Genomic DNA, 22,269 nt, shown 5'->3' with positions numbered 1-22,269 from the left:
ATTAGGTAGTCGAATGTTTGAGACCAACGCAACCTACAACAACATAAAAGAAATGCGTGAGCGCAGTGATGCGCTTAGGGGGTATCTTTGACTATGATGCTAAAGTAGAGCGTCTGGAAGAAGTTACCCGTGAAATGGAGCAGCCCGATGTCTGGGATGATCCGCAAAAAGCGCAAGCTCTGGGAAAAGAGCGAGCCAGTCTTGAACAAGTCGTCGAAACGCTAGACAAGTTACAGCAAGGCCTGGATGACGTAGAAGGTTTAGTTGACCTGGCGGTAGAAGCCGAAGACGAAGGCACATTCAACGAAGCCCAGGATGAATTGTCTGGCTTGTTAAAGCAGTTGGAAACGTTGGAATTCCGCCGGATGTTCTCAAAAGACAATGACAGTGCCGACTGCTATCTGGATATACAGTCAGGCTCTGGTGGCACTGAGGCTCAGGATTGGGCCAATATGTTATTGCGGATGTATCTGCGTTGGGCCGAAGCACATGACTTTAAAGCCGAAATTACCGAGCTGTCAGAAGGTGATGTAGCCGGTATAAAATCAGCAACAGTGCGAGTGGCGGGTGAATATGCTTATGGTTGGCTGCGTACCGAAACCGGTGTGCACCGTTTAGTTCGTAAGTCTCCGTTTGACTCGGGTAACCGTCGCCATACGTCGTTCGCGTCGGTGTTCGTTTATCCAGAAGTAGATGACGACATCGATATTGAAATTGATCCTTCAGACTTGCGTGTGGATACTTACCGTGCTTCGGGCGCCGGTGGTCAGCACGTCAACCGGACAGATTCTGCGGTTCGTATTACTCACGAGCCGACCGGCATTGTGGTGCAGTGTCAAAGTGACCGTTCGCAGCACAAAAACCGTGACTCAGCCATGAAGCAGTTAAAAGCGAAGCTTTATGAGTTTGAGTTACAGAAGCAGAACGAAGAAAAACAAGCGCTGGAAGACTCAAAAGCGGATATCGGCTGGGGCAGCCAAATCCGTTCGTATGTATTAGATGACGCGCGTATTAAAGATTTACGCACTGGCGTTGAAAACCGCAATACGCAAGCTGTATTAGACGGCGCTTTAGACCCATTTATTGAAGCCAGCTTAAAAAGCGGGCTGTAAGTTTAATTTAAGTATCCCGACAGAGGAAAATCGATAATGACTGATAAATCGCAAGCACCCGAAGTAGATGTAAACGAACAGATCGCGCAACGAAAGGCGAAACTGTCGGCGCTTCGCGATAAGGGCATCGCATTCCCGAACGATTTCCGTCGGGACTCGCTGGCAGCTGATTTGCACGCAGACTACGACAACGTCAGTAAAGAGGAGCTGGCAGAGAAGGGTATTCGCGTTAAGGTCGCCGGACGTATGATGACTCGCCGCATTATGGGTAAAGCAAGCTTTGCCACTATTCAGGACATGAGTGGCAAAATTCAGCTGTACGTTGCGCGTGACAACTTGGCGGAGGGTTTTTATAACAGCGAATTTAAGAAATGGGACTTAGGCGACATTATTGGTGCGTCAGGTACGCTGTTTATTACCGGTACCGGCGAGTTGAGTGTTCAGGTTGACGACGTTCGCTTGCTGACCAAAGCCTTGCGTCCGCTACCCGATAAATTTCACGGTTTGGCGGATCAGGAAACGCGCTATCGCCAGCGTTATTTAGATCTGATTACCAACGATGAGTCGCGTAATACTTTTGTCGTGCGCTCTCAGGTGATTGAATACATTCGTCGCTTCTTAAGTGAACGTCAGTTCCTAGAAGTGGAAACGCCAATGATGCAAGCTATTCCAGGTGGTGCGTCGGCACGCCCGTTCAGCACACATCATAATGCGTTGGATATGGAACTGTTCCTGCGTATCGCACCAGAGCTTTACCTGAAGCGCTTGGTTGTTGGTGGCTTTGAGAAAGTGTTTGAAATTAATCGTAATTTCCGTAATGAAGGGCTGTCGACACGCCATAACCCAGAATTCACAATGCTAGAGTTCTACTGGGGCTATGCTGACTACCATGATCTTATGGACTTAACGGAACAAATGCTTCGAGGTGCAGCCGAAGCGGTTCTTGGCTCTGCTCAGTTTACCAGTCAAGGCGTAGACTATGACTTTGGTAAGCCGTTTGAGCGTATGACCGTGCTTGAAGCTATTTTGAAGTACATGCCGGAAGTAAAGGAAGAGCAACTGAAACACATGGACAGCGCGGTAGAAATTGCCGAGCAGGTGGGTGTTAATGTCCAGTCTTCCTGGGGCTTAGGTAAAGTACAAATCGAAATTTTTGAAACGGTTGCTGAGCATCGCTTAATTCAGCCAACCTTTATTACGGCTTACCCGGCAGAAGTATCACCACTGGCGCGCCGTAATGACGAAGATCCGTTTGTGACGGATCGCTTTGAATTCTTTGCCGGCGGTCGCGAGCTGGCAAACGGCTTCTCGGAGCTTAATGACGCAGAGGACCAGGCTCAGCGTTTTCGTGAGCAGGTCGAGCAGAAGGAAGCAGGTGACGATGAAGCCATGTTCTATGACGAAGACTATGTTACCGCATTAGAGCATGGTATGCCGCCAACGGCGGGTGAGGGCATCGGTATTGACCGTTTAGTTATGTTGCTAACCGATTCAGCGTCTATTCGTGACGTACTGCTGTTCCCGCATATGCGTCCAAAAGTAGATTAAGCAATCGTTTATAAATTGCTCAAAAAACGCATTGGCTGTTATAGTCTTTTCTATAATTAGCTAATGCGTTTTTTTATGGACGGCTTTTATGTACTATTCTGAATTCTCTACCCCGCTGGGCACCATGTATGCGGTTGCCGATAGTCAACATATCCTTGGTTTGTACTATCAGGGACAAAAATACTGCCCGGATATGAGTCAATATCAATACGAACCAGAACAATGGTTATTAGAAGCCGCAACACGGCAGATTCAACGTTATTTTTCAGAGCCTGGTTACGAATTTGATCTTCCTCTAAACCCCAACGTTACCTCGTTTCAAAAGAGCGTCCTCGATGTACTTCAACAAATTCCTTCAGGGGAAACGTTGAGCTACCAGCAGGTGGCCTCGAAGCTTGGCAAACCAACCGCAACCCGAGCGGTGGCCAGTGCTATTGCAAAAAATCCGGTTATTATCGTTATTCCCTGTCACCGCGTTATTGGACAGGATGGCTCATTAAGAGGTTTTGCGGCGGGACTGGATCGTAAGCAGCAATTACTGGACCGGGAAAAGCAGGGGAGTAAGGCTGTAGCCTAAAACGAAAAAACCCGGCAAAAGCCGGGTTTCCTACAATGCTGTCAGCGACTTAGTGATCTTCGCCGTCAGTGTGCACGTGACCGTGCTCAAGCTCTTGCTCAGTTGCGTCACGTACTTCAACAACTTCTACGTCAAAGTTCAGGTTAACACCCGCTAATGGGTGGTTACCGTCTACAGTCACTTCGTCGTCTTTTACGTCAACGATAACAACAGACTGTTCGCCTTGGTCGGTGCTTGCGCGGAACTGCATACCAGGCTGAACTTCGTTGTCGCCGAATAAGTTACGTGGAACGGTTTGGATTAAACCGTCGTGACGCTCGCCGTACGCTTCTTCTGGCTTAACTTCAGCAGTGAAGCTATCGCCAGTTGCTTTGCCTTCCAGTGCATTTTCAAGACCAGGAATTAGCATTCCGCGGCCGTGAATAAAGCTAAGCGGGTTGCCTTCTTTAGACTGGTCCAGGGTCTGGCCATCTTCTGTTTTCACAGTGTAATGGATAGCCACGACTTTGTTCTGTGCAATGGTTTCGCTCATAAAATTTAACCTAATTGATAAGGCAGTGAGTGTATTTCCAGTAGACTTGCGTCGTCACCCTGAACTCGAATAGCGGTGTCAGCGTCAATGTCGCTGGGTAAAACCGCTAATAAGTCCGTTTGTGTGTCGGTGCGGTTCACTGCCATAATGACCGTACCTGCACGACGCCAGTTTTCACCAATGGCTTTCTCTAATTGTTGCCCCGGCTCCACAACTTGCGCTACTTTGCCTGACAATCGAAAGAGTGCCCGTTTCTGTTTGCCCAAGTATTTCATCCGGGCAATAGTCTCCTGGCCGATATAACATCCTTTGTCGAAACTGATTCCGTCCCACGCTTGTATGTTCAGCATTTGCGGCACAAACGCTTGACTGTTCTCTACTGTCAATTGCGGACGGACTCGTTCAATTTCCAACGCATCCCAAAAGGGCTGCGGATAGTCCGTAGATACTGCTTGTCGACTTAGTACAATAAATTGATCAGGTTGTTGACCAATGTGCAATGTCAGGCTGTCAGCAGGCAAAGCGTCTTTTGCCTTATTGCCTATAAAGCCGGCGATGTGCCAATCGTTGCTAACGTCCTGAATGTCGACTTTACTAAACACACCGTACTTTTTGAATTGTGCTAAAGAGCTCTCAAGAGCGCTTTTGTCCATGACAAAAAATGCAGTGTCGTCATGTTGAAACAACCAAAAGTTACTGAATGTTTTCCCCGTAGGGTCGCAATGTGCGCCATATAACCAATCTTCCTGGTCGAGTTTGCGCACATCACATGTCAGCTGTCCTTGTAAAAAGCTGTCAGTGTCTTCGCCAGAAACCGACAGGATACCATAGTCCGTTAGGTCAACGGAAAGGCAATCCTCATTCGAATCCATTAAAGCTTGTTTTAACTCGACCACAATGACTCCTTATTGGATAGCTTACATGCTAATATTAGGGCACTGGTTGAAATTACAAGGGCAATTGCTGCGGAGATTTTATGTTCCCGAAACAGTCTGAAGAAGTTTTAAAGGACAAGCGTCGTTTAATATGGGCCTGCCGCCGGGGCATGCTAGAGCTTGATGTGCTTTTTGAACCTTTTGTGAAAGAAGCTTACGACGAGCTCAGTGAAGAACAAAAAGCGGTATTCCGTCGTTTAGTAACCTGTGATGACCCCGATTTATTCGCTTGGTTTATGGGGCACAAAGAATGCCCTGATGAAGAATTAAAAGGGATGGTCGACTTTATGTTGTCACGCGTAAAGGTCTAAGCGCTGGACTTTTACTTACTCAACCGACCCCAACAACCGCTGTCTGGAAGCCTCTGTGGGCGTCATTGGTGGTGGCAGGGCATTGCCTGCAAATTGTTTGGCAAACCACTTGTCGTTGGAAATATATTGATTTTATTGCCGTTAGCGTCATTACCTGACTCTGGTGTTAATGTGAAATCGTGGGTGTGGATTTGGTGGTTTCGACAGCCGCCTGAGCAACAAGCACAGCTCAGACGGCAACTGTCACAACTAACTTAGTGATTTTTTAACGTGTTAGGTGTCAAGACCGTCGGCTCTGCTTCTTCCAGGGTGTCTGGATAATCTAACGTGTAATGCAAGCCGCGGCTTTCTTTTCGCTCTAATGCGCACCTGACAATTAGATCGGCCACTTGCACCAAGTTTCGCAGTTCCAGTAAATTATTACTGACTCGGAAGTTCGCATAATACTCGTGAATTTCTCGTTGCAGCAACTCAATTCTATGCAGAGCACGCTCCAAACGTTTTGTAGTACGCACAATACCGACATAGTCCCACATAAATAGACGCAGTTCGTGCCAGTTATGTTGAATTACAACCTCTTCGTCTGAGTTGCTTACCTGGCTTTCATCCCACTTGGGCAGGTGCGTTTGTGGTTTCTCTGACGACTGCTGAGATAAAATATCGTTCGCTGCAGCTCGGGCAAACACCAGACACTCCAACAATGAGTTGCTGGCCATTCGGTTAGCGCCATGCAAGCCTGTACAAGCCACCTCTCCAACGGCATATAAATTGGGCACATCCGTTTTTGCATTTAAGTCCGTACGCACACCACCGCAGGTGTAATGCGCCGCCGGCACGACAGGAATCGGCTCACGGCTCATATCAATGCCTAATGACAAGCATTTGTCCATAATGGTGGGAAAGTGCTGCTCGATAAACGCTTTGGGTTTGTGTGAAATATCAAGAAACATACAGTCAGCACCCAAACGCTTCATTTCATAGTCAATAGCGCGCGCAACAACGTCACGAGGTGCTAGTTCGGCTAGCTCATGAAAGTCTGGCATAAAACGGGAGCCGTCAGGGCGTTTTAAAACAGCCCCTTCACCACGGAGTGCTTCTGTTAACAAAAAGCTTTGCGCATTTGGGTGAAACAAGCAGGTAGGATGAAACTGATTAAATTCCATATTAGCGACACTGCAGCCTGCGCGCCAAGCCATCGCAATGCCGTCACCACTGGCGATATCCGGATTACTGGTGTACTGATAGACTTTACTGGCTCCGCCGGTCGCTAAAACCACAAAGTTTGCGGCAATCGTTTCCACCTGCTCTTCCATGCGGTTCCAAATGTAGGCGCCATAGCAGCCTGGCTGCTCACCAATACGCTGTCCGGTAATTAAATCGACGGCGTTGTAGCGCTCTAATACAGTAATGTTGGGGTGTTTAAGAACCTGCTCTTGCAATGTCGTTTGAACGGCGCGACCGGTCGCATCAGCCGCATGTAAGATACGTCGGTGACTGTGTCCGCCCTCGCGGTTCAAGTGGTACGTCGGCGACTTTCCGTTGCTTTTAACCTTGTCGAAGCCCACGCCAGCATCAATCAGCCATTGTAGACTGGCTCGTGCATTTTCTGTGGTAAACTTTACTGCTTCTGGGTCACAAAGACCGGCACCCGCTATAAGGGTGTCCTCAATATGGCTTTCAACGCTGTCGTTTTTATCAAACACAGCGGCAATACCGCCTTGAGCATAAAATGTTGAGCCCTCGGTGAGGGCGCTTTTACTTAATATTGTGACTTTTAACGTGTCGGCGAGCAGCAGGGCGGAGGTTAAGCCTGCGGCTCCTGAGCCAACCACCAGCACATCGCATTGATAATTTGCTGCAGGTTCCATAAAGTACTCATTAAGAATTTTGGATGATTTTACGCATTTGCTGAAATATTTGCGAACTTTTTACAAGCGGCTTGGTCACAGTCTGTACAAACAGGACGGGCCGCCAGTTCCAGCAGTTCCTGGGTAAAGGGAGAACAGGCTCGGATGAGCGAACAGGTGAACGACCAACAACTGGTCAAAAAAGTACAACAAGGTGACAATCGGGCTTTTGATCTGTTGGTAAAGAAGTATCAGCACAAAGTCATGAGTTTGATATCCAGGTACGTAAAGCAACCGGGAGACGTTGCTGATGTCGCGCAAGAAGCGTTTATTAAAGCGTATCGCGCACTGCCCAACTTCCGTGGGGACAGCGCATTTTATACTTGGTTGTATCGAATAGCGGTTAATACGGCGAAGAACCATTTAGTTTCACAAGGCCGGAAGCCGCCCGCATCAGACATTGATGCCGAAGACGCTGAATACTACGAAGGCGCCGGAGCGCTGAAAGACGGTGCATCACCAGAAAGCCATATGCTGACTGATGAAATCAGAAATGTGGTGATAAAAACCATTGAGGGACTGCCAGATGATTTGAGGCAGGCCATTACGTTAAGAGAAATTGAGGGGCTTGGTTACGAAGAAATCGCGTTAGAAATGGACTGCCCAATAGGTACGGTTCGTTCTCGTATTTTTCGTGCCCGAGAGGCCATAGATAACCAACTGAGACCGTTGCTGGAACGGTAAATTGAAGAGGGGCTTATGTCTCGAAAACTATCAGAAGTTACATCAGCTTTGTTTGACAGTCAGGACGTCGACGCAAAAGAGCTTGATGATGTATTAAATGATGAGCAGTCGACTCAAACGTGGCATCGTTATAGTGTTGCACGAGCTGCTTTGAAAAATGAATTAGATTCAAGCGTGGAGCTGGATATCAGCCAACGTGTAAGTGCAGCTATTGAAAACGAAAGTTCGAATGTTATAAAACCCGGTTTTGGTCAATCGAAAAGTCAAAGTAAAGCAGCATCAAAATGGTTCCAGCCGTTAGCAAAAGTAGCTGTTGCAGCTAGTGTTGCCGTTGTTGCGGTAATGACCGTTCAGGTTTATCAACAGCCTGTAACTGCCGACGGTGTCAGTGCAGAGCCCGCATTGTTGACTAACCCTATTGGTGGTCGTGAGCCGGTTAGTCTGAATCACGTTGAACCAATGTCACAAGTGAGTGACCAACAGCGTCGTCGTCAGGTGCAGTCGTATTTAATCGATCATCAGCAGCAATTAATGCTGCAGCAAAAAGAAAGCGATGAGAAAAAAGAGCAGGAGCTCAACAAAGGTAATTAATTCCATGATAACTCGGTTGTACCAGTCACTGATAGTCACTACTGCCATCGTATTTATGTCGCTGGCAAGTGCTCAGGAAACGCAAAAGGAACTTGACGGTGAGGGCTGGTTTGACCGTATGTCACAAGCACTGACAACCCTCAATTTTGAAGCCTCTTTAGTGCATGTTCATGGTCATCAGATAGAGCCTTATCAGTGGTTCCAGTCTGCTGATTCGCCGCAAAGTCAGGAGCTGCTCATTCGCATGAATGGCCCTGATTTTCGTATTTTAAGGCAAGGTAATCGTGTTGCCCATTTTCATACCTCGGCGAGTAACTACTCCTTAATTGCTGACTCCGTTTCTGTCATCCTTCCGGAGGCGTTCACTAAGCCTTTTGCGAATTTAAAAGACACCTATCAGGTAAGTATTGGTGGTGGTGCTCGAGTATTAGGTCGAAACGCTCAGCATCTGCGAGTGATTAGCCGCGACAACCAACGCTACAGCTATTCTCTTTGGGTCGACAGAGCGTCAGGCATGCTACTAAAAATGATCATGCATGATCAACGTGGTGATATTGTTGAGCAAATGCAGCTGACCAGCTTGTCTATTCGTCAGGACTCGCCTGGCGTTTTAAAAGAAATTACAAACTTGGAAATGCCGCCGTTACTAAGTGACATTCGCGTATTGAACAAACCTGGCTTTGCTGTTAAACCCAGTTGGCAACCTCAGGGTTTTGAACTGGTGAATAAACAAAGTCATCATCTTGTTTCGGAGTCGACATTGGTTGACCATTATTTGTATTCGGACGGTTTAACTGAATACTCTGTGTATATTGCGAGGCTGACCGAAGATATGGAAACGGATGTGGCGCTCTCTTCCTCACAAACTCTGTTCACAATGCGTTATAATGACTATTTAATTACCGTCGTCGGGCAGGTGCCGCTTAGCATCGCTCAGCGAGTAGCGCAAGAAGTGAAGTAATGAAAGAACTGGCAGAAGTGGTTGCCATCGACGGCAATCGGGTGACTGTAACTACGCAATTAAAAACCGCTTGTTCAGGCTGCGCACAAGTATCGACTTGCGGTGCGGGTATCCTTAGTAAAGTGTTTGCTGACCGAAATGCCCAATTTCATGTGGTGACAGACGAGCATGTTGCTGTTGGTGATCGAGTAGAACTCGATGTGCCGGAGCAAGCCGTTACTCAGTTCGCACTCATGTTATATGGTTTACCTATTGTCACTTTATTGGTTATTGCCATCGTGCTACAAAGCGCTGGGGCTGTTCATGAAGGCATTACCATTTTATTGTCCTTTGCGGGCTTCGCATTAACGTTTTTAGGCTTGCGGGCTTGGTTTCGGCGCAGAGACATTAAAATAAACCAGTTGGTACGAATAAAAACCGTATAACGTGGCTTTTTCAATTCTCACCAAATAAACCATAAAAACCTTTGTTCTTGCGCCTAACATGAGTATGATCGGGGCTAATTTTTGAAACTCAGAATTTAAGTTTTACAGAGGTATCATCAATGCCGGATAAGGCGTTCAAGCAAAGTAATATTCGCAACTTTTCTATTATCGCTCATATCGACCACGGAAAGTCCACACTATCTGACCGGCTTATACAGCATTGTGGCGGTCTGACAGACCGCGAAATGGCGGAGCAGGTCCTCGATTCCATGGACTTAGAGCGTGAACGCGGTATTACTATCAAGGCGCAAAGTGTAACGCTTTATTACACGGCAAAGGATGGTGAAACCTATCAGTTAAACTTCATCGATACCCCCGGGCACGTTGACTTTTCTTACGAAGTATCTCGCTCATTGGCTGGCTGCGAGGGGGCGCTGTTGGTCGTTGATGCGGCGCAGGGCGTTGAGGCACAAACCTTAGCGAACTGTTATACCGCTATTGAGATGGATCTGGAAGTGGTTCCGGTTCTGAACAAAATTGACTTGCCGCAGGCCGATCCAATGGCCGTGGCGCAGGAAATTGAAGAAATTGTCGGCATTGAAGCGGTTGATGCGGTTCAGTGTTCCGCGAAAACCGGCATTGGCATTGATGACGTTTTAGAGCGCATTGTGCGTCAAATACCACCACCGCAAGGCAGTGAAGAAGAGCCGCTACAGGCACTTATCATTGATTCTTGGTTCGATAATTACCAAGGGGTTGTCTCCTTGGTTCGTGTACGTAACGGTACGCTTCGAGCGGGTGAGAAAATGACCGTGATGTCCACGGGTCAGTCGTTCCAGATTGATAAAGTCGGTTATTTTGATCCCAAGCCTCACGAAACCGGCGTTTTACATACCGGTGAGGTAGGCTACGTTATTGCGGGTATTAAAGATATTTTAGGCGCACCGGTCGGTGATACTCTGACGAACACTCGAGCGCCAGCCAAAGAGCCTGTGCCAGGCTTCCAAAAAGTGAAGCCACAGGTCTACGCCGGTATGTTCCCAATTAGCTCTGACGACTATGAAGCATTCCGCGATGCGTTGGGTAAGTTGGCGTTGAATGACGCATCGTTATTCTATGAGCCTGAAAACTCGGCCGCGCTTGGTTTTGGCTTCCGTTGTGGCTTTCTCGGTATGTTGCACATGGAAATTATCCAGGAGCGACTGGAGCGAGAGTACAACATCGATCTTATTACGACGGCGCCAACCGTTGTGTATGAAGTTGAGAAAACCGATGGCTCGATTGTCAAAGTCGACAACCCCGTAAATCTACCTCCTGTTAATGATATTGAAACCATCTACGAGCCGATTGTGGAAGCCAGCATACTGGTGCCACAGGAGTTCTTAGGCAACGTTATTACACTCTGTGTTGATAAACGGGGTGTTCAAACTGGCATGACGTATCACGGTAAACAAGTGTCTGTGACCTACGAAATTCCGATGGCGGAAGTGGTGATGGACTTTTTCGACCGTTTGAAGTCCTGCAGCCGTGGTTATGCATCTCTCGATTATCAGTTCAAAAAATTTGAACCTGCGGACATGGTTAGGGTCGATATATTGATTAATGGTGACCGAGTGGATGCACTGGCAATGATAACGCACCGCGATCACGCAGAGGGGCGTGGACGTCTGTTGGTGGATAAAATGCGCGAGCTTATTCCACGACAAATGTTTGATATTGCTATTCAGGCAACCATTGGCAACCATGTTATTGCGCGTTCTACGGTAAAACAGCTGCGTAAAAACGTAACCGCGAAATGTTACGGTGGTGACATAAGCCGTAAGAAGAAACTATTACAAAAACAAAAAGAAGGTAAAAAACGCATGAAGAACCTGGGTAATGTTGAAGTACCTCAGGAAGCTTTCCTTGCGGTTTTAAAAGTAGGCAAATAGGAAATGGCCAATTATTTTTCATTAATTTTAACGGTAGTCACTATCGTATCGGGGCTGCTTTGGCTATACGACGCGAAGTTTTTAAAACCTAAACGTCAGGCAATAGTTGCTGAGGTTGAAAAGAAGACCACAAGTCCGCTGACAGAAGAGCAAGTAGAGCAGTTAGCACCGCAACCCAAATTAATGGAGCTGGGGCAGTCGATATTTCCGGTCATAGCCTTGGTTTTGGTGGTAAGAACGCTGTTGTATGAACCGTTCCAAATTCCCTCAGGCTCGATGATGCCGACGCTTCTGCGTGGCGATTTTATTTTGGTGCAAAAATTTGATTACGGTATCAAAGAGCCACTATTTCAAAACACCGTCATAGAGACGACTGAGCCTGAGCGTGGTGACATAGCTGTATTTAAATACCCTGAAGAACCAAGCATTGACTACATTAAGCGAGTTGTTGGTTTGCCGGGTGATCGCATTATTTACCGGAATAAAACCTTATACATTCAACCTGCGTGTGAAGAGGGTCGTCGAGATTGTCCTGAAATGACCGTTATTCGAACGCAATTAAAAGACGATGGTGCTTACTTTTCCGGCTCTTCACCACTTAAAACTTACGAAGAACGCTTAGGTGAGGTTAAGCATGACATTTTAGTCGATCCGAGAGTCGCATCACGTCGAGCCTTTTTCTATGACCAACCAGGTACCCAACGAGATGAATGGGTTGTGCCGGAAGGGCAGTATTTTGTCATGGGTGATAATCGAGACAACTCACGTGACAGTCGTTATTGGGGATTCGTGGACGAAACCTTGTTGGTGGGTAAAGCGGTATTTATTTGGATGAGTTTTGAAATGGACCGCGGCGGACAAGACAGTTGGTTGCCTTCGTGGGTGCCAACCGGTATTCGATTTGAAAGGCTAGGGAGTATCGAGTGAGTTTACCCAAACCACCGTTAACTGAACTGGAAAGCATTGTCGGGCATCAATTTCAAAAACAAGATGTGCTCAAACAAGCTCTCACGCACCGCAGTGCCTCATCAAACCATAACGAACGCCTGGAATTTCTGGGCGATTCTATTTTAGGCCTGGTAATAGCTGAAGCTTTATTCAAAAAATTTCCGAAAGTCGCTGAAGGTGACTTAAGCCGTATGCGCGCCGCTATTGTTTGTGGACGCTCTTTGGCTAAGCTTGGCAAAAAGATGGGTCTGGGGGACTTCCTGTCGTTAGGTCAGGGAGAACTAAAAAGTGGCGGCTATCGTCGGGAATCGATACTCGCCGATGCGGTAGAAGCCATTATTGGTGCTATCTATTTAGACAGTAATATGGATACGATTCGAGCCGTTATTCTTAAATGGTTTGAGCCACAGTTAAATGACATAAAGCCAGGCGTCAGCCAGAAAGATCCGAAAACACGTCTACAGGAATGGTTGCAGGCCAGACAGAAGCCTTTGCCGGAGTATGACGTTATCGCGACGCAAGGACAGGCACATAATCAACAATTTACGGTTCACTGTGTTATTGAGGGCTTAGAAGAGCCCTTCAAAGGCAGTGGAACCAGCCGTCGCAAGGCAGAACAAGCCGCCGCGACTTCAGCACTAGAACATTTACAGGAGCGTAAATGACGCTTGATATAGAACTCGACGACAACAAACACAGCGGCTTTGTCGCGATTGTTGGACGCCCGAATGTGGGTAAGTCGACGCTGATAAACCGCATACTCGGTCAAAAAATCAGCATTACCTCGAATAAGCCACAAACGACGCGCCATCGTATATTAGGCGTTGATACAGACGGTGACTGCCAGGCGGTCTACGTTGATACTCCTGGCATGCACATTGAAGAGCCACGGGCTATTAACCGGGTCATGAACCAAACGGCGTCCTCGGCGTTGAAAGACGTAGACTTAGTCTTGTTTGTTGTGGACAGCCTGAAGTGGCTGGAAGACGACAAAATGGTGCTGGAAAAAGTACAGCGCAGTAAAGCGCCGGTCGTATTGTTGGTCAATAAGGTTGATCAGGTTAAGAACAAAGAGAAGTTATTGCCGCATTTACAATGGTTAAGCACACAACATAAGTTTGCAGAAATATTGCCGATATCAGCCACCCACGGCGACAATCTTGATGAGCTGCGAAAAATTGTGCGCGGCCATTTGCAGCCTGGCTTTCATTACTTCCCGGAAGATTATGTAACGGACCGCTCGGTACGCTTCATGACCGCAGAAATTGTGCGTGAAAAACTGATGCGGTTTACCGGTGATGAGCTGCCCTATGAAACGACGGTGGAAATTGAGCAGTTCGGTCACTCGGAAAAAGGCACGACACATATTCATGCACTTATTCTGGTTGAGCGTGAAGCGCAAAAACGCATGATTATTGGTAAAGGCGGTGAGCGCCTTAAGACCATAGGCACTGAAGCACGCCGTGACTTAGAGCGCTTGCTTGACAACAAAGTACTGCTCAAGCTTTGGGTGAAAGTGAAATCGGGTTGGTCTGATGACGAACGTGCTTTAAAAAGCTTAGGGTATCGCGAGGACTAGGGCGTGATTCAGCGAGCCTTAGTGTTGCATCGCTGGGACTCTCAGGAAACCAGTCTGCTGCTGGACGTGTTCACAGAACAAAACGGGCGCGTCCGTCTTATTGCTAAAGGGGCAAAGCGCCCTAAAAGCCCCTGGCGAGGCTTGGCTCAGCCTTTTGTTCCCTTAAAAATTGAATATAAAGGCCGTAGCGACTTAAAAACACTAACGTTACTTGAACAAGACACTCAATTAGTTAATACAAGACTCAATGGTAACGCGCTCTATAGTGGTTTCTATTTAAACGAGTTATTACAGCGTCTTCTGCCGAACGAAGCCGAAGCTCAAGAGTTGTTTCAACACTACTGGTCTGCAATTGCAGCATTGGCTGAGTCAAGCTATGTCGAGCCAGCGCTGCGACGTTTTGAGTGGCAGCTACTTGAACATTTGGGCGCAGCGTTTGACTGGCATCACGACGCAGATACCGGCCAACCGTTAAAAGAGCTTGAGTACTGTTATTTCGTGCCTGATCATGGATTAGTGTCGGCGCCTCGATACAAAGGTGACAAAGCCTATGCTGTCAGCGATATTGAACGTATCGCTAATTGGGATATTAATGACGAACACCGCTTAAAACAGTTAAAGTGGATAATGCGCGAAGCACTTCACGTGTATCTGGGCGATAAGCCACTGCGCAGCCGCGAACTGTTTCAGCAAAGAAGGAAGTAATCATGAGAGCACTACGCTTAGGGGTAAATATCGATCACGTTGCGACGTTACGCAATGCACGCGGTGTACTCTATCCAGACCCGGTTGCGGCGGCCAGTATAGCTGAGCGAGCCGGCGCTGACGGTATTACTATTCATTTGCGTGAAGATCGCCGTCACATTACGGATCGCGATGTGGCGATGCTTAAGCAAACGTTAAATGTCCCCATGAATTTAGAAATGGCCGTGACCGATGAGATGCTGGAAATAGCCATAAAAACTCAACCAACATATAGCTGCTTAGTACCTGAGAAGCGCGAAGAGCTGACGACAGAAGGTGGTTTAGATGTTGCTGGTCAAGTCGAAAATATCGCTAATGCGACCAAGCGTTTAGCGGATGCAGGCATTCAGGTGTCTTTGTTTATTGATGCTGATCGCACGCAAATTGATGCGGCAAAAGAAGCCGGGGCTCCTATAATTGAATTGCATACAGGCCAATACGCTGAAGCCGATACGGAAGAAGAGCAGAAGAAAGAATTGGCCCGCTTGAAGGAAGCGGCAGAATATGCGGACTCTATTGGTTTGCAGGTTAATGCGGGTCATGGCCTTCACTACCACAACACATTCGACGTCGCCCAAATTCCGCAAATGGTCGAACTGAATATTGGTCACTCTATTATTGCCCGCGCAGTTTTAGATGGTCTGGATAAAGCTGTCCGCGATATGCGGGAAATACTTGATAAGGCAAGATAATGGCAATAGTAGGACTGGGTACGGACATTATTGAAGTGTCCCGTATCGAGAAGTCGTTAGCGCGTGGCGACAGTTTAACTAAGCGCGTACTGACGCCCAAAGAGCAGGAAGAAATGAGTGCATCGGTTGACGAGGCTGCGTATTTGGCCAAACGATTTGCCGCTAAAGAGGCTTGTGCTAAAGCCTTTGGGCGCGGTATTTCTGCAGGACTGTCTTTTCAGCATATGCAGGTTGTCCATGACGACTATGGAAAGCCCAGCTGGCACTTTACCGATACCGCTGCCGAGTGGATTAAAGAAATGGGGGTTGTTGCCAGCCATTTGTCCATCAGTGATGAAAAACATTACGCCGTGGCAACGGTTATTTTAGAGTCTGAATAAAATAGGTTAAACACAACCGAAATGGCGCAATTTTTTAAGCCGCAAAAGCGTGGCAAAGCCGTTAGTAAAACTCTTAAGGCTCAAGTCTCTGGGCTTGATCATCAGGCGCGAGCGGTGGTTCGCGGCTCTGGGAAAGAAGCGGGCAGAAAACCACAAACCCGTTTTATTATGGGCGCTTTACCCGGCGAGGTCATTCAGTACAAAACCACCGGCAAACACAGTGGTACGCTTGAACGCATTCTGGAGCCAAGCACAGACCGTCGTGATGCGCCCTGCAAATATTATGAGCAATGCGGTGGTTGTGACTTTCAGCATGTCGATGAAAGCTACCAACAGAGCCACAAACAGCAAGTGGTGGAAGAGTTGTTTCAGAAGTTCGGTGTGTTTGACGCTACGACTGAACCCCTTCCCTGGCAAGCACCATTAGTGAGTGAGCCGACTCGATATCGTCGGCGTGTCCGCCTGGCCATCCGCTGGCTCGGTAAAGAACAAAAACTACTTATTGGTTTTCGGGAAGCGCAAAGCCACCAGATTGTTGCGGTTGAAGACTGCTTAGTGGCTGAAGAAAGTTTATTGCAAGTAGTGAATAGGTTGTATCCAGTGCTAAACACCTCAAGTATTGCAACGAAGCTGGGGCATTTAGAAGCGATTCAAACGAATAAGCTGGTCATTTTGTTACGTATAACGGACGACCTGACAAAAGAGGCTATACAGTCACTTGAGAACTGGCAGGCAGAGCAGAATATCGATATATGGCTGCAAAGCGACAGCGAATTAACGCCTCTGAACAATGCAAGTTTACCTTTTGATACTTCCATAGACGGCGACAAGCTTTACTTTCAACCCGGAGATTTTTTACAGGTTAATGGTGGTATTAATGAACGTATGGTTCAGCAGGCGATAGACTGGCTTGCGCCGGAAAAAACACAACGTGTGTACGACTTTTTTGCGGGTATTGGTAATTTCAGCGTTCCTCTAGCGCGCCGCGCTCAGTCAGTGCTGGCTGTGGAAGGTGTGTATCGCATGGCGGAGCAAACGCGCAGTAACGCCGAAGTTAACGAGCTTACTAATTTAGATGCTTTAGCGGCAGATCTTAATGATATTACGTCGCCTGACTTAGCCGAACCGGCAGACTTATGGTGTTTAGATCCGGCAAGACCCGGCGCAGAAGGCGTTATGAAATTGCTGAAAAAGTTGAAGCCAGAACAACGGCCAGAGCGTATTGTTTACGTTTCCTGCGCGCCGGACACACTCGCGCGAGACGTTGCCGCTATTGTTGGTCTAAAAAGCAACAAAAAGACCTCCGACTACCGTATTAGCAAGCTCTGCACAGTTGACATGTTCCCGCAAACGCATCACATTGAAACCATGGTTTGTCTGGAGCGAGCGTCGTAAGTCATGGTCCATGTACGCAGTACCCACGTGGATGATCCCAAGTACAAAGACAGTGATCAGCATTGGCTGAGCGCTGTGAGTGATCCTGAGCCACTGGAAAGTACCTTAGAGCAGTTAAAACAACAATTTCCAAAAGAAGAAGCCGCACTGCTAAAAGGTCAGGAAATGGTCGAGATTCTGGCGCCGCTTAAGCTTGACGCGGAATCGCTGCTGGCAGCGCTGTACGTACCATTGCTGGAATCCGGTAAGCTCGACCTCGATAAGCTCACCGGCAAACAATCGAAAACGCTCATTGTGCTGTTGCGTAACGTACAGCAAATGCAAAGCATTGGTGACTTACAGCATTTTCAGCATGGTCAGCCAGACGGCACACAAATAGACAATGTACGACGTATGTTGCTGTCTATGGTGGAAGACGTGCGAGCGGTGCTCATTAAGCTTGCAGAACGTATTTGCTACCTGCGCGAAGTGAAAAACGCCGACGAAGAGACACGAGTCTTAGCTGCCAAAGAATGTTCAGAAATATACGCCCCTTTAGCCAATCGTTTGGGCATAGGTCAGCTTAAATGGGAGCTGGAAGACATAGCCTTTCGGTATTTGCACCCGAACACCTACAAAACCATAGCCAAACGCTTACATGAGCGTCGTACAGACCGAGAGCAATACATAGAAAACTTTGTTGCTGACCTGCAAAACGCGCTGGATGAGCAACAAATACAGGCCGAAGTTTATGGTCGGCCTAAGCACATTTATTCGATTTGGCGCAAAATGCAGAAAAAACATCTGCAATTTGAACAGCTATTTGACATACGTGCGGTCCGTATACTCACGCACAACTTAAAAGATTGCTATGCCGCGCTGGGCGTTGTGCATTCGCGCTGGCGACATATTGCGTCTGAGTTCGACGACTATATAGCCACACCCAAGCCGAATGGCTATCAGTCAATTCATACGGTAGTGGTCGGGCCCGAAGACAAAAGTGTCGAAATTCAAATTCGCTCGCATGAGATGCATGACGATGCTGAATTGGGGGTCGCCGCACACTGGATGTACAAGGAAGGTCCGGCAACCGGCAAACGTCACGGTTTTGAGGATAAAATTGCCTGGCTACGTAAGCTGCTGGCGTGGCATGAAGACATGGCCGGTAGCGAAGGCTTGGTTGACGAAATTCGCTCGCAAGTCTTTGAAGACCGGGTGTATGTGTTTACGCCGAAAGGTGAGGTTATGGACTTACCTATGGGCTCAACGCCGCTCGACTTTGCGTATTACATTCACAGCCAGGTTGGACATAAGTGCATTGGCGCCAAAATTGATGGGCGCATTGTGCCTTTTACTTATCAGTTACAAAACGGCGATCGTGTTGAAATTCTGACTCAGAAAAACGCACAACCACGCCGCGACTGGCTAAACCCGCAGCTGGGGTATTTACATTCCTCGCGGGCAAGAGCCAAGGTTCATACCTACTTTAAAAAAGAAGACCGGGATAAAAACCTACACGCGGGCAAAGAGCTGCTGGAAAACGAGCTACAGAAGTACGGCATTCCGCTGCATAAAGCCACAGACGTTTTAGCACGCTTTAATGTCAGTAACCTAGACGACTTATTGGCTGCCATTGGAGCCGGTGATGTGCGCTTGCATCAGGTTGTTAACCAGCTCAAGCCGGAAACAACCGAAGCTGAAAAAGTCGAGCAAATTAAGAAGCGCACTAAAGTCACCAAGCGTAAGGTCGGCAGCACGTCTGAAGTGGTTATTGAAGGTATTGGTAACCTCATGATGCAATTTGCGAAGTGTTGCGAGCCATTACCGGGCGAGCCAATACGGGGGTTTATTACGCAGGGGCGCGGCGTGTCGGTACACAGACGTGACTGTGAGCAGTTAGCGCACTTGCTGAATCAGCATCCGGAGCGGGGCATTGAAGTTAGTTGGCCCCGTCAGACGCATCAGGATTATCGAGCGGAGCTCCGCATTTCAGCGTTAGACCGCAGCGGGCTGCTGCACGACATTACCAGCGTGTTGGCAAACGAAAAAGCTGCTGTTATGCAAATGGACAGCGATGCTGACAGCCAGTCTCAAACCGCCACAGTAGTATTGGCTTTGGCTGTAAAAGATAACGAGAGCCTGCAGCGTATTAGTCAGCGCTTACGGCAAATTAATGGTGTTGAACAGGTACAACGGGTGTAAGCCCTAAAGGTTTTTTAATGACGAGTGAATTTAACGGTGTCGCCGAATTAACAGAAGTCATGCGTCGGTTGCGCGACCCCGAGGGCGGTTGCCCCTGGGACTTAAAGCAAAGCTTTGAGTCACTGCTGCCTTACACTATAGAAGAAACTTACGAAGTGGTTGACGCGATTCAGTCGGGTGACATGGCTGCGATTAAAGACGAGCTGGGTGACTTGCTGTTCCAGGTGGTGTTTTATGCACAGCTCGCGAAAGAGCAGGGCGACTTTGTGTTTGACGACATTGCAGCGCATACCGCCAATAAGTTGATTAGCCGCCACCCTCATGTATTTGGGAGTGATGCTGAACGCAACCTGTCTGACGCTGAAATTAAAGCCCAATGGGAACAAATAAAGCAACAGGAGCGTACTGAGAAAAACGCTCGTGGCTCCGTATTTGAAGACATACCCAGTCAATTACCGAGCATTTTAAAAGCCGCGAAACTACAAAAGCGTGCGGCCTCCGTCGGTTTCGACTGGCCAGAAGCTGAACCGGTATACGACAAAATCGAAGAAGAAATACAGGAAGTAAAAGACGCGACAGAGCAAGCGCATATTGAAGAAGAAATTGGTGACTTGCTGTTCGCTGTCGTAAACCTCGCACGCCACAAACAAGTGAACCCTGAAGCCGCATTACAACGCGCCAACGAAAAGTTCAAAAGCCGCTTCCAAAATATAGAGCAACGCCTCAGCGAGCAGGACAAACGCCCGTCTGACTGCAACTTGGATGAGCTAGAAGCCCTGTGGCTACAAGCTAAGAAGGTGTAAATTTTAATCAAAACCTGCCGATAATACGGTTACGGACTATACTGAAAGTCAGTGATAGCCGGTTTTGCAGGAACACCATCATGCCTATTAATCCAACCAACTCCGTAACAGGCTCTGGCAAGCCTAATCCTAATAGCGTAAGAGCAGAAGCTAACGCCGATAACCGCGATGTTAAAGACGCAAAAGCAGAATCGAAAAAAGCCTATAACGCTGCGATATTAGCGGCGCATGAAAAGGTCTCATTAAATAGTAATAATGATTCATTAAGCTTACTGTACAAGACCGCCCTCGAAGGTATTAATGCCGAGCTTGAGCCTGTCATGGGCAAGAACGCAGCTAAGAAAATTTACGAATCCGGCGTCGATACATCCCCTAAAGCCACGGCTGATCGCATTGTTTCCTTTGCCACCAACTTTTACAGCCGTTATAAAGAGTTAAATGAAGGCGACTCTACAGAGGAAACGCTGAATAACTTTCTGGAGCTCATAAAAGGCGGCATCGACAAAGGCTTTAAAGACGCGGTTACTATTTTGCAAGGCTTACAAGTCTACGAAGGCAAAGTGGAAAGCGATGCTGATGAAACCTATAAGCTAATAGAGCAAGGCCTTGAAAGTTTCCGCGAGCTGGTACTTGAAGAAGCCAAGAAACAGGGGGATTCTGATGGGGAAACTGACGACCAAAGATAGGTAGCCACCTGTTTGCTTTTCTGAGTCAAAGAAATTATCGTAGTTAACGTTTTTATAACGACTCGCTTAGCGCTTTATTTGTGCTGAGCGAGACTACTTTATACAGCACATAGGAAGTGGTATGACTAAACACTTTAGCGTTGTTTCTTTATTCAGCATTTTAGTAATTAGTGGCTGTGCAACCACTAGCTCTAACATTGAGTATCCCAACTTACCGGTTGTGGATAATGAACTTGGCAAATCTAAGTGGGCGCAATTAGAACGGTTCCCGGCAAGATATCCTCAGCAAGCCGTTATTAATTCGCTAGAAGGTTGCGCTACTGTTGAATACGTAATAACGCCTGAGAATAATATCAGAGACATCGTGGTTGTTAAGTCGACGAACAAACACTTCTCTACTGCAGCCAAAGACGTTGTTACTAACTGGAAGTGGGGTGAGCTGCCCAAAAACGTTACCTCTGAGCCAGTAAAAACACAAACGCGCTTCGATTTCTGTTTTGATAAAGCTAACCAGTCCTGCTCAACAATAGAGCCAGAATACTCTTGCCCGGGTGAAGATATTATTTATTCACGTGGAATGATGGTTCAGTAACAGGAGGAAGTAATGACGTCTTTAAAACAGCCTCTCTTGAATCTATTTGCGGGTATTTGTTTGCTTGTTTTTACTGTAGCAGTAATTGATATCGTGTTCTTTTGGCCTGATACCGGTTTTGACTGGATGTTTTTAGGTAAAAATGTGCTTTATGCAATTGCAACTGGCTATTGGGTCTGGAGGCTCTTAATTCAGCCTTATCGAAAATGAAAAGCACTTGAAGCGGAGAGTTCTTAGTGGAGATTATGAATACGTCAGGTTTATATCTGTTGGTGATAAAGGCAGGGGAATACCGTGTTTAACTTAACCCAGAAAGAGCTCAACTCAATTATTAAAAAACACACAGGGTTTGCTGTATTTCTAGCGGTAGTGCCTGTCGTTTTTATTCAAATCATTTCGATGTTTGCCGGAGATATGAATTACCTGCTTATTTTTCTGATGCCGATAATTATTGTTGGTGCATGTGCAAATTTAGTGAAGAACGTGCTAACGGATATTCGGGAGCATAGCCATGGGTGAACCAACTGCCCGACGGCCATTTGGGTCTACTATTGTACCTATTATTATCGCTGTGATTCTTACTGAAGCACTTATGTATAGCTTAGGTTCAAAATACAACCCACTCAGCGATAACTTTGATATCGCGAACTTCCTAATTGATTTAGGCGTGTTTGTGACAATTGCAGTGGCTGTCTCATGGCTATATCAGCAAGTATTTAAGTTGTTTCGAAGAAAAACTAAGAACAAGGAATAGT

The 22,269-nt window shown here is 47.3% G+C and carries 26 protein-coding genes; 23 read left to right on the top strand and 3 right to left on the bottom strand.

Annotated features, from left to right (window positions below):
• Positions 1-13 precede the first annotated feature (13 nt).
• From prfB to CEW91_RS07440, 3 genes are all read left to right on the top strand, one after another.
• A protein-coding gene (gene prfB / locus CEW91_RS07450; RefSeq protein WP_096761347.1) for a peptide chain release factor 2 occupies positions 14-1,112 on the top strand; the annotation gives its coding sequence in 2 pieces (ribosomal slippage) (positions 14-88 and positions 90-1,112; 1,098 coding nt in all).
• 36 nt (positions 1,113-1,148) lie between these two features.
• On the top strand, positions 1,149-2,660 hold the full coding sequence (lysS, locus tag CEW91_RS07445; RefSeq protein WP_088768380.1) for a lysine--tRNA ligase: 1,512 nt from the start codon (positions 1,149-1,151) through the stop codon (positions 2,658-2,660).
• An 88-nt stretch (positions 2,661-2,748) separates the two neighbouring features.
• Positions 2,749-3,237, top strand: a complete 489-nt coding sequence (locus CEW91_RS07440) for a methylated-DNA--[protein]-cysteine S-methyltransferase (RefSeq protein WP_088768379.1) — start codon at positions 2,749-2,751, stop codon at positions 3,235-3,237.
• A 49-nt stretch (positions 3,238-3,286) separates the two neighbouring features.
• Here the strand turns inward: CEW91_RS07440 and CEW91_RS07435 are convergent, their stop codons facing one another.
• Both CEW91_RS07435 and ygfZ read right to left on the bottom strand, forming a co-directional pair.
• Positions 3,287-3,769, bottom strand: a complete 483-nt coding sequence (locus CEW91_RS07435; protein ID WP_088768378.1) for an FKBP-type peptidyl-prolyl cis-trans isomerase — start codon at positions 3,767-3,769, stop codon at positions 3,287-3,289.
• Between the two features lie 5 nt (positions 3,770-3,774).
• Entirely contained in the window at positions 3,775-4,665 is an 891-nt protein-coding gene (gene ygfZ / locus CEW91_RS07430; protein WP_088768377.1) for a CAF17-like 4Fe-4S cluster assembly/insertion protein YgfZ, read from the bottom strand.
• 80 nt (positions 4,666-4,745) lie between these two features.
• Between ygfZ and CEW91_RS07425 the strand changes: the two genes are divergently transcribed.
• Complete coding sequence (locus tag CEW91_RS07425) at positions 4,746-5,015, top strand: FAD assembly factor SdhE (protein WP_088768376.1); 270 nt, start codon at positions 4,746-4,748, stop codon at positions 5,013-5,015.
• A 254-nt stretch (positions 5,016-5,269) separates the two neighbouring features.
• Here CEW91_RS07425 and nadB read toward each other — a convergent pair whose 3' ends face one another.
• A complete protein-coding gene (gene nadB, locus CEW91_RS07415; protein ID WP_088768374.1) occupies positions 5,270-6,883 on the bottom strand; it encodes an L-aspartate oxidase in 1,614 nt (537 codons plus the stop codon).
• A gap of 144 nt (positions 6,884-7,027) precedes the next feature.
• On the opposite strand from nadB, the gene rpoE reads away from it, so the two are divergent.
• From rpoE to CEW91_RS07320, 19 genes are all read left to right on the top strand, one after another.
• On the top strand, positions 7,028-7,606 hold the full coding sequence (rpoE, locus tag CEW91_RS07410) for an RNA polymerase sigma factor RpoE (protein ID WP_088768373.1): 579 nt from the start codon (positions 7,028-7,030) through the stop codon (positions 7,604-7,606).
• Positions 7,607-7,621: 15 nt separating this feature from the next.
• Positions 7,622-8,197: a sigma-E factor negative regulatory protein gene (locus tag CEW91_RS07405; protein ID WP_088768372.1), complete on the top strand. Its 576-nt coding sequence runs from the start codon at positions 7,622-7,624 to the stop codon at positions 8,195-8,197.
• A 4-nt stretch (positions 8,198-8,201) separates the two neighbouring features.
• The gene (locus tag CEW91_RS07400) at positions 8,202-9,158 is read left to right on the top strand and encodes a MucB/RseB C-terminal domain-containing protein (protein WP_088768371.1); all 957 of its coding nucleotides are present in this window, start codon (positions 8,202-8,204) and stop codon (positions 9,156-9,158) included.
• Positions 9,158-9,583, top strand: a complete 426-nt coding sequence (locus tag CEW91_RS07395) for a SoxR reducing system RseC family protein (protein WP_088768370.1) — start codon at positions 9,158-9,160, stop codon at positions 9,581-9,583. Before CEW91_RS07400 ends, CEW91_RS07395 begins: the two co-directional genes overlap by 1 nt.
• A 119-nt stretch (positions 9,584-9,702) precedes the next feature.
• Positions 9,703-11,514, top strand: coding sequence for a translation elongation factor 4 (lepA, locus tag CEW91_RS07390; protein ID WP_088768369.1), 1,812 nt, complete (start codon positions 9,703-9,705; stop codon positions 11,512-11,514).
• Positions 11,515-11,517: 3 nt separating this feature from the next.
• On the top strand, positions 11,518-12,441 hold the full coding sequence (gene lepB, locus CEW91_RS07385; protein WP_088768368.1) for a signal peptidase I: 924 nt from the start codon (positions 11,518-11,520) through the stop codon (positions 12,439-12,441).
• Positions 12,438-13,127, top strand: a complete 690-nt coding sequence (rnc, locus tag CEW91_RS07380; protein ID WP_088768367.1) for a ribonuclease III — start codon at positions 12,438-12,440, stop codon at positions 13,125-13,127. The genes lepB and rnc overlap by 4 nt, the downstream gene beginning before the upstream one ends.
• On the top strand, positions 13,124-14,041 hold the full coding sequence (gene era, locus CEW91_RS07375; protein ID WP_088768366.1) for a GTPase Era: 918 nt from the start codon (positions 13,124-13,126) through the stop codon (positions 14,039-14,041). The genes rnc and era overlap by 4 nt, the downstream gene beginning before the upstream one ends.
• 3 nt (positions 14,042-14,044) lie before the next feature.
• Positions 14,045-14,746 carry a DNA repair protein RecO gene (gene recO, locus CEW91_RS07370; protein WP_088768365.1) on the top strand — a complete coding sequence of 234 codons (702 nt, stop codon included), beginning with the start codon at positions 14,045-14,047 and terminating at the stop codon, positions 14,744-14,746.
• A gap of 2 nt (positions 14,747-14,748) precedes the next feature.
• Positions 14,749-15,477 (top strand): pyridoxine 5'-phosphate synthase, encoded by a 729-nt coding sequence (gene pdxJ, locus CEW91_RS07365; protein ID WP_088768364.1) that lies wholly within the window; start codon positions 14,749-14,751, stop codon positions 15,475-15,477.
• Positions 15,477-15,857 carry a holo-ACP synthase gene (gene acpS, locus CEW91_RS07360; RefSeq protein WP_058579302.1) on the top strand — a complete coding sequence of 127 codons (381 nt, stop codon included), beginning with the start codon at positions 15,477-15,479 and terminating at the stop codon, positions 15,855-15,857. The genes pdxJ and acpS overlap by 1 nt, the downstream gene beginning before the upstream one ends.
• A 21-nt stretch (positions 15,858-15,878) precedes the next feature.
• Positions 15,879-17,252 carry a 23S rRNA (uracil(1939)-C(5))-methyltransferase RlmD gene (gene rlmD / locus CEW91_RS07355; RefSeq protein ID WP_088768363.1) on the top strand — a complete coding sequence of 458 codons (1,374 nt, stop codon included), beginning with the start codon at positions 15,879-15,881 and terminating at the stop codon, positions 17,250-17,252.
• A 3-nt stretch (positions 17,253-17,255) separates the two neighbouring features.
• Positions 17,256-19,433: a GTP diphosphokinase gene (gene relA, locus CEW91_RS07350; protein ID WP_088768362.1), complete on the top strand. Its 2,178-nt coding sequence runs from the start codon at positions 17,256-17,258 to the stop codon at positions 19,431-19,433.
• Positions 19,434-19,450: 17 nt separating this feature from the next.
• Positions 19,451-20,236: a nucleoside triphosphate pyrophosphohydrolase gene (gene mazG / locus CEW91_RS07345; RefSeq protein ID WP_088768361.1), complete on the top strand. Its 786-nt coding sequence runs from the start codon at positions 19,451-19,453 to the stop codon at positions 20,234-20,236.
• A gap of 80 nt (positions 20,237-20,316) precedes the next feature.
• Positions 20,317-20,922, top strand: a complete 606-nt coding sequence (locus CEW91_RS07340; RefSeq protein ID WP_088768360.1) for a DUF5610 domain-containing protein — start codon at positions 20,317-20,319, stop codon at positions 20,920-20,922.
• A gap of 121 nt (positions 20,923-21,043) precedes the next feature.
• Positions 21,044-21,514: a TonB family protein gene (locus tag CEW91_RS07335; protein WP_088768359.1), complete on the top strand. Its 471-nt coding sequence runs from the start codon at positions 21,044-21,046 to the stop codon at positions 21,512-21,514.
• Between the two features lie 12 nt (positions 21,515-21,526).
• Entirely contained in the window at positions 21,527-21,724 is a 198-nt protein-coding gene (locus CEW91_RS07330) for a hypothetical protein (protein ID WP_088768358.1), read from the top strand.
• 84 nt (positions 21,725-21,808) lie between these two features.
• Positions 21,809-22,033 (top strand): hypothetical protein, encoded by a 225-nt coding sequence (locus CEW91_RS07325; RefSeq protein WP_088768357.1) that lies wholly within the window; start codon positions 21,809-21,811, stop codon positions 22,031-22,033.
• Entirely contained in the window at positions 22,026-22,268 is a 243-nt protein-coding gene (locus CEW91_RS07320) for a hypothetical protein (RefSeq protein ID WP_088768356.1), read from the top strand. Before CEW91_RS07325 ends, CEW91_RS07320 begins: the two co-directional genes overlap by 8 nt.
• Position 22,269 lies beyond the last annotated feature (1 nt).

Origin of the sequence: Idiomarina piscisalsi, from assembly GCF_002211765.1 — a bacterium.
Lineage (GTDB): Bacteria > Pseudomonadota > Gammaproteobacteria > Enterobacterales > Alteromonadaceae > Idiomarina > Idiomarina piscisalsi_A.
Note: the sequence above shows the minus strand (reverse complement) of the source record. Positions and strands in the feature narration are given on the sequence as shown.

What these genes read in the sequence shown, in the direction of transcription:
- relA (WP_088768362.1), top strand. Translation starts at nt 17,256, where the DNA reads ATGGTCCATGTACGCAGTACCCACGTGGATGATCCCAAGTACAAAGAC.
- rlmD (WP_088768363.1), top strand. Translation starts at nt 15,879, where the DNA reads ATGGCGCAATTTTTTAAGCCGCAAAAGCGTGGCAAAGCCGTTAGTAAA.
- lysS (WP_088768380.1), top strand. Translation starts at nt 1,149, where the DNA reads ATGACTGATAAATCGCAAGCACCCGAAGTAGATGTAAACGAACAGATC.
- era (WP_088768366.1), top strand. Translation starts at nt 13,124, where the DNA reads ATGACGCTTGATATAGAACTCGACGACAACAAACACAGCGGCTTTGTC.
- mazG (WP_088768361.1), top strand. Translation starts at nt 19,451, where the DNA reads ATGACGAGTGAATTTAACGGTGTCGCCGAATTAACAGAAGTCATGCGT.
- nadB (WP_088768374.1), bottom strand. Translation starts at nt 6,883, where the DNA reads ATGGAACCTGCAGCAAATTATCAATGCGATGTGCTGGTGGTTGGCTCA.
- CEW91_RS07405 (WP_088768372.1), top strand. Translation starts at nt 7,622, where the DNA reads ATGTCTCGAAAACTATCAGAAGTTACATCAGCTTTGTTTGACAGTCAG.
- lepA (WP_088768369.1), top strand. Translation starts at nt 9,703, where the DNA reads ATGCCGGATAAGGCGTTCAAGCAAAGTAATATTCGCAACTTTTCTATT.
- acpS (WP_058579302.1), top strand. Translation starts at nt 15,477, where the DNA reads ATGGCAATAGTAGGACTGGGTACGGACATTATTGAAGTGTCCCGTATC.
- CEW91_RS07340 (WP_088768360.1), top strand. Translation starts at nt 20,317, where the DNA reads ATGCCTATTAATCCAACCAACTCCGTAACAGGCTCTGGCAAGCCTAAT.
- CEW91_RS07435 (WP_088768378.1), bottom strand. Translation starts at nt 3,769, where the DNA reads ATGAGCGAAACCATTGCACAGAACAAAGTCGTGGCTATCCATTACACT.
- CEW91_RS07320 (WP_088768356.1), top strand. Translation starts at nt 22,026, where the DNA reads ATGGGTGAACCAACTGCCCGACGGCCATTTGGGTCTACTATTGTACCT.
- CEW91_RS07330 (WP_088768358.1), top strand. Translation starts at nt 21,527, where the DNA reads ATGACGTCTTTAAAACAGCCTCTCTTGAATCTATTTGCGGGTATTTGT.
- CEW91_RS07395 (WP_088768370.1), top strand. Translation starts at nt 9,158, where the DNA reads ATGAAAGAACTGGCAGAAGTGGTTGCCATCGACGGCAATCGGGTGACT.
- lepB (WP_088768368.1), top strand. Translation starts at nt 11,518, where the DNA reads ATGGCCAATTATTTTTCATTAATTTTAACGGTAGTCACTATCGTATCG.
- rpoE (WP_088768373.1), top strand. Translation starts at nt 7,028, where the DNA reads ATGAGCGAACAGGTGAACGACCAACAACTGGTCAAAAAAGTACAACAA.
- pdxJ (WP_088768364.1), top strand. Translation starts at nt 14,749, where the DNA reads ATGAGAGCACTACGCTTAGGGGTAAATATCGATCACGTTGCGACGTTA.
- CEW91_RS07425 (WP_088768376.1), top strand. Translation starts at nt 4,746, where the DNA reads ATGTTCCCGAAACAGTCTGAAGAAGTTTTAAAGGACAAGCGTCGTTTA.
- CEW91_RS07335 (WP_088768359.1), top strand. Translation starts at nt 21,044, where the DNA reads ATGACTAAACACTTTAGCGTTGTTTCTTTATTCAGCATTTTAGTAATT.
- CEW91_RS07400 (WP_088768371.1), top strand. Translation starts at nt 8,202, where the DNA reads ATGATAACTCGGTTGTACCAGTCACTGATAGTCACTACTGCCATCGTA.
- CEW91_RS07440 (WP_088768379.1), top strand. Translation starts at nt 2,749, where the DNA reads ATGTACTATTCTGAATTCTCTACCCCGCTGGGCACCATGTATGCGGTT.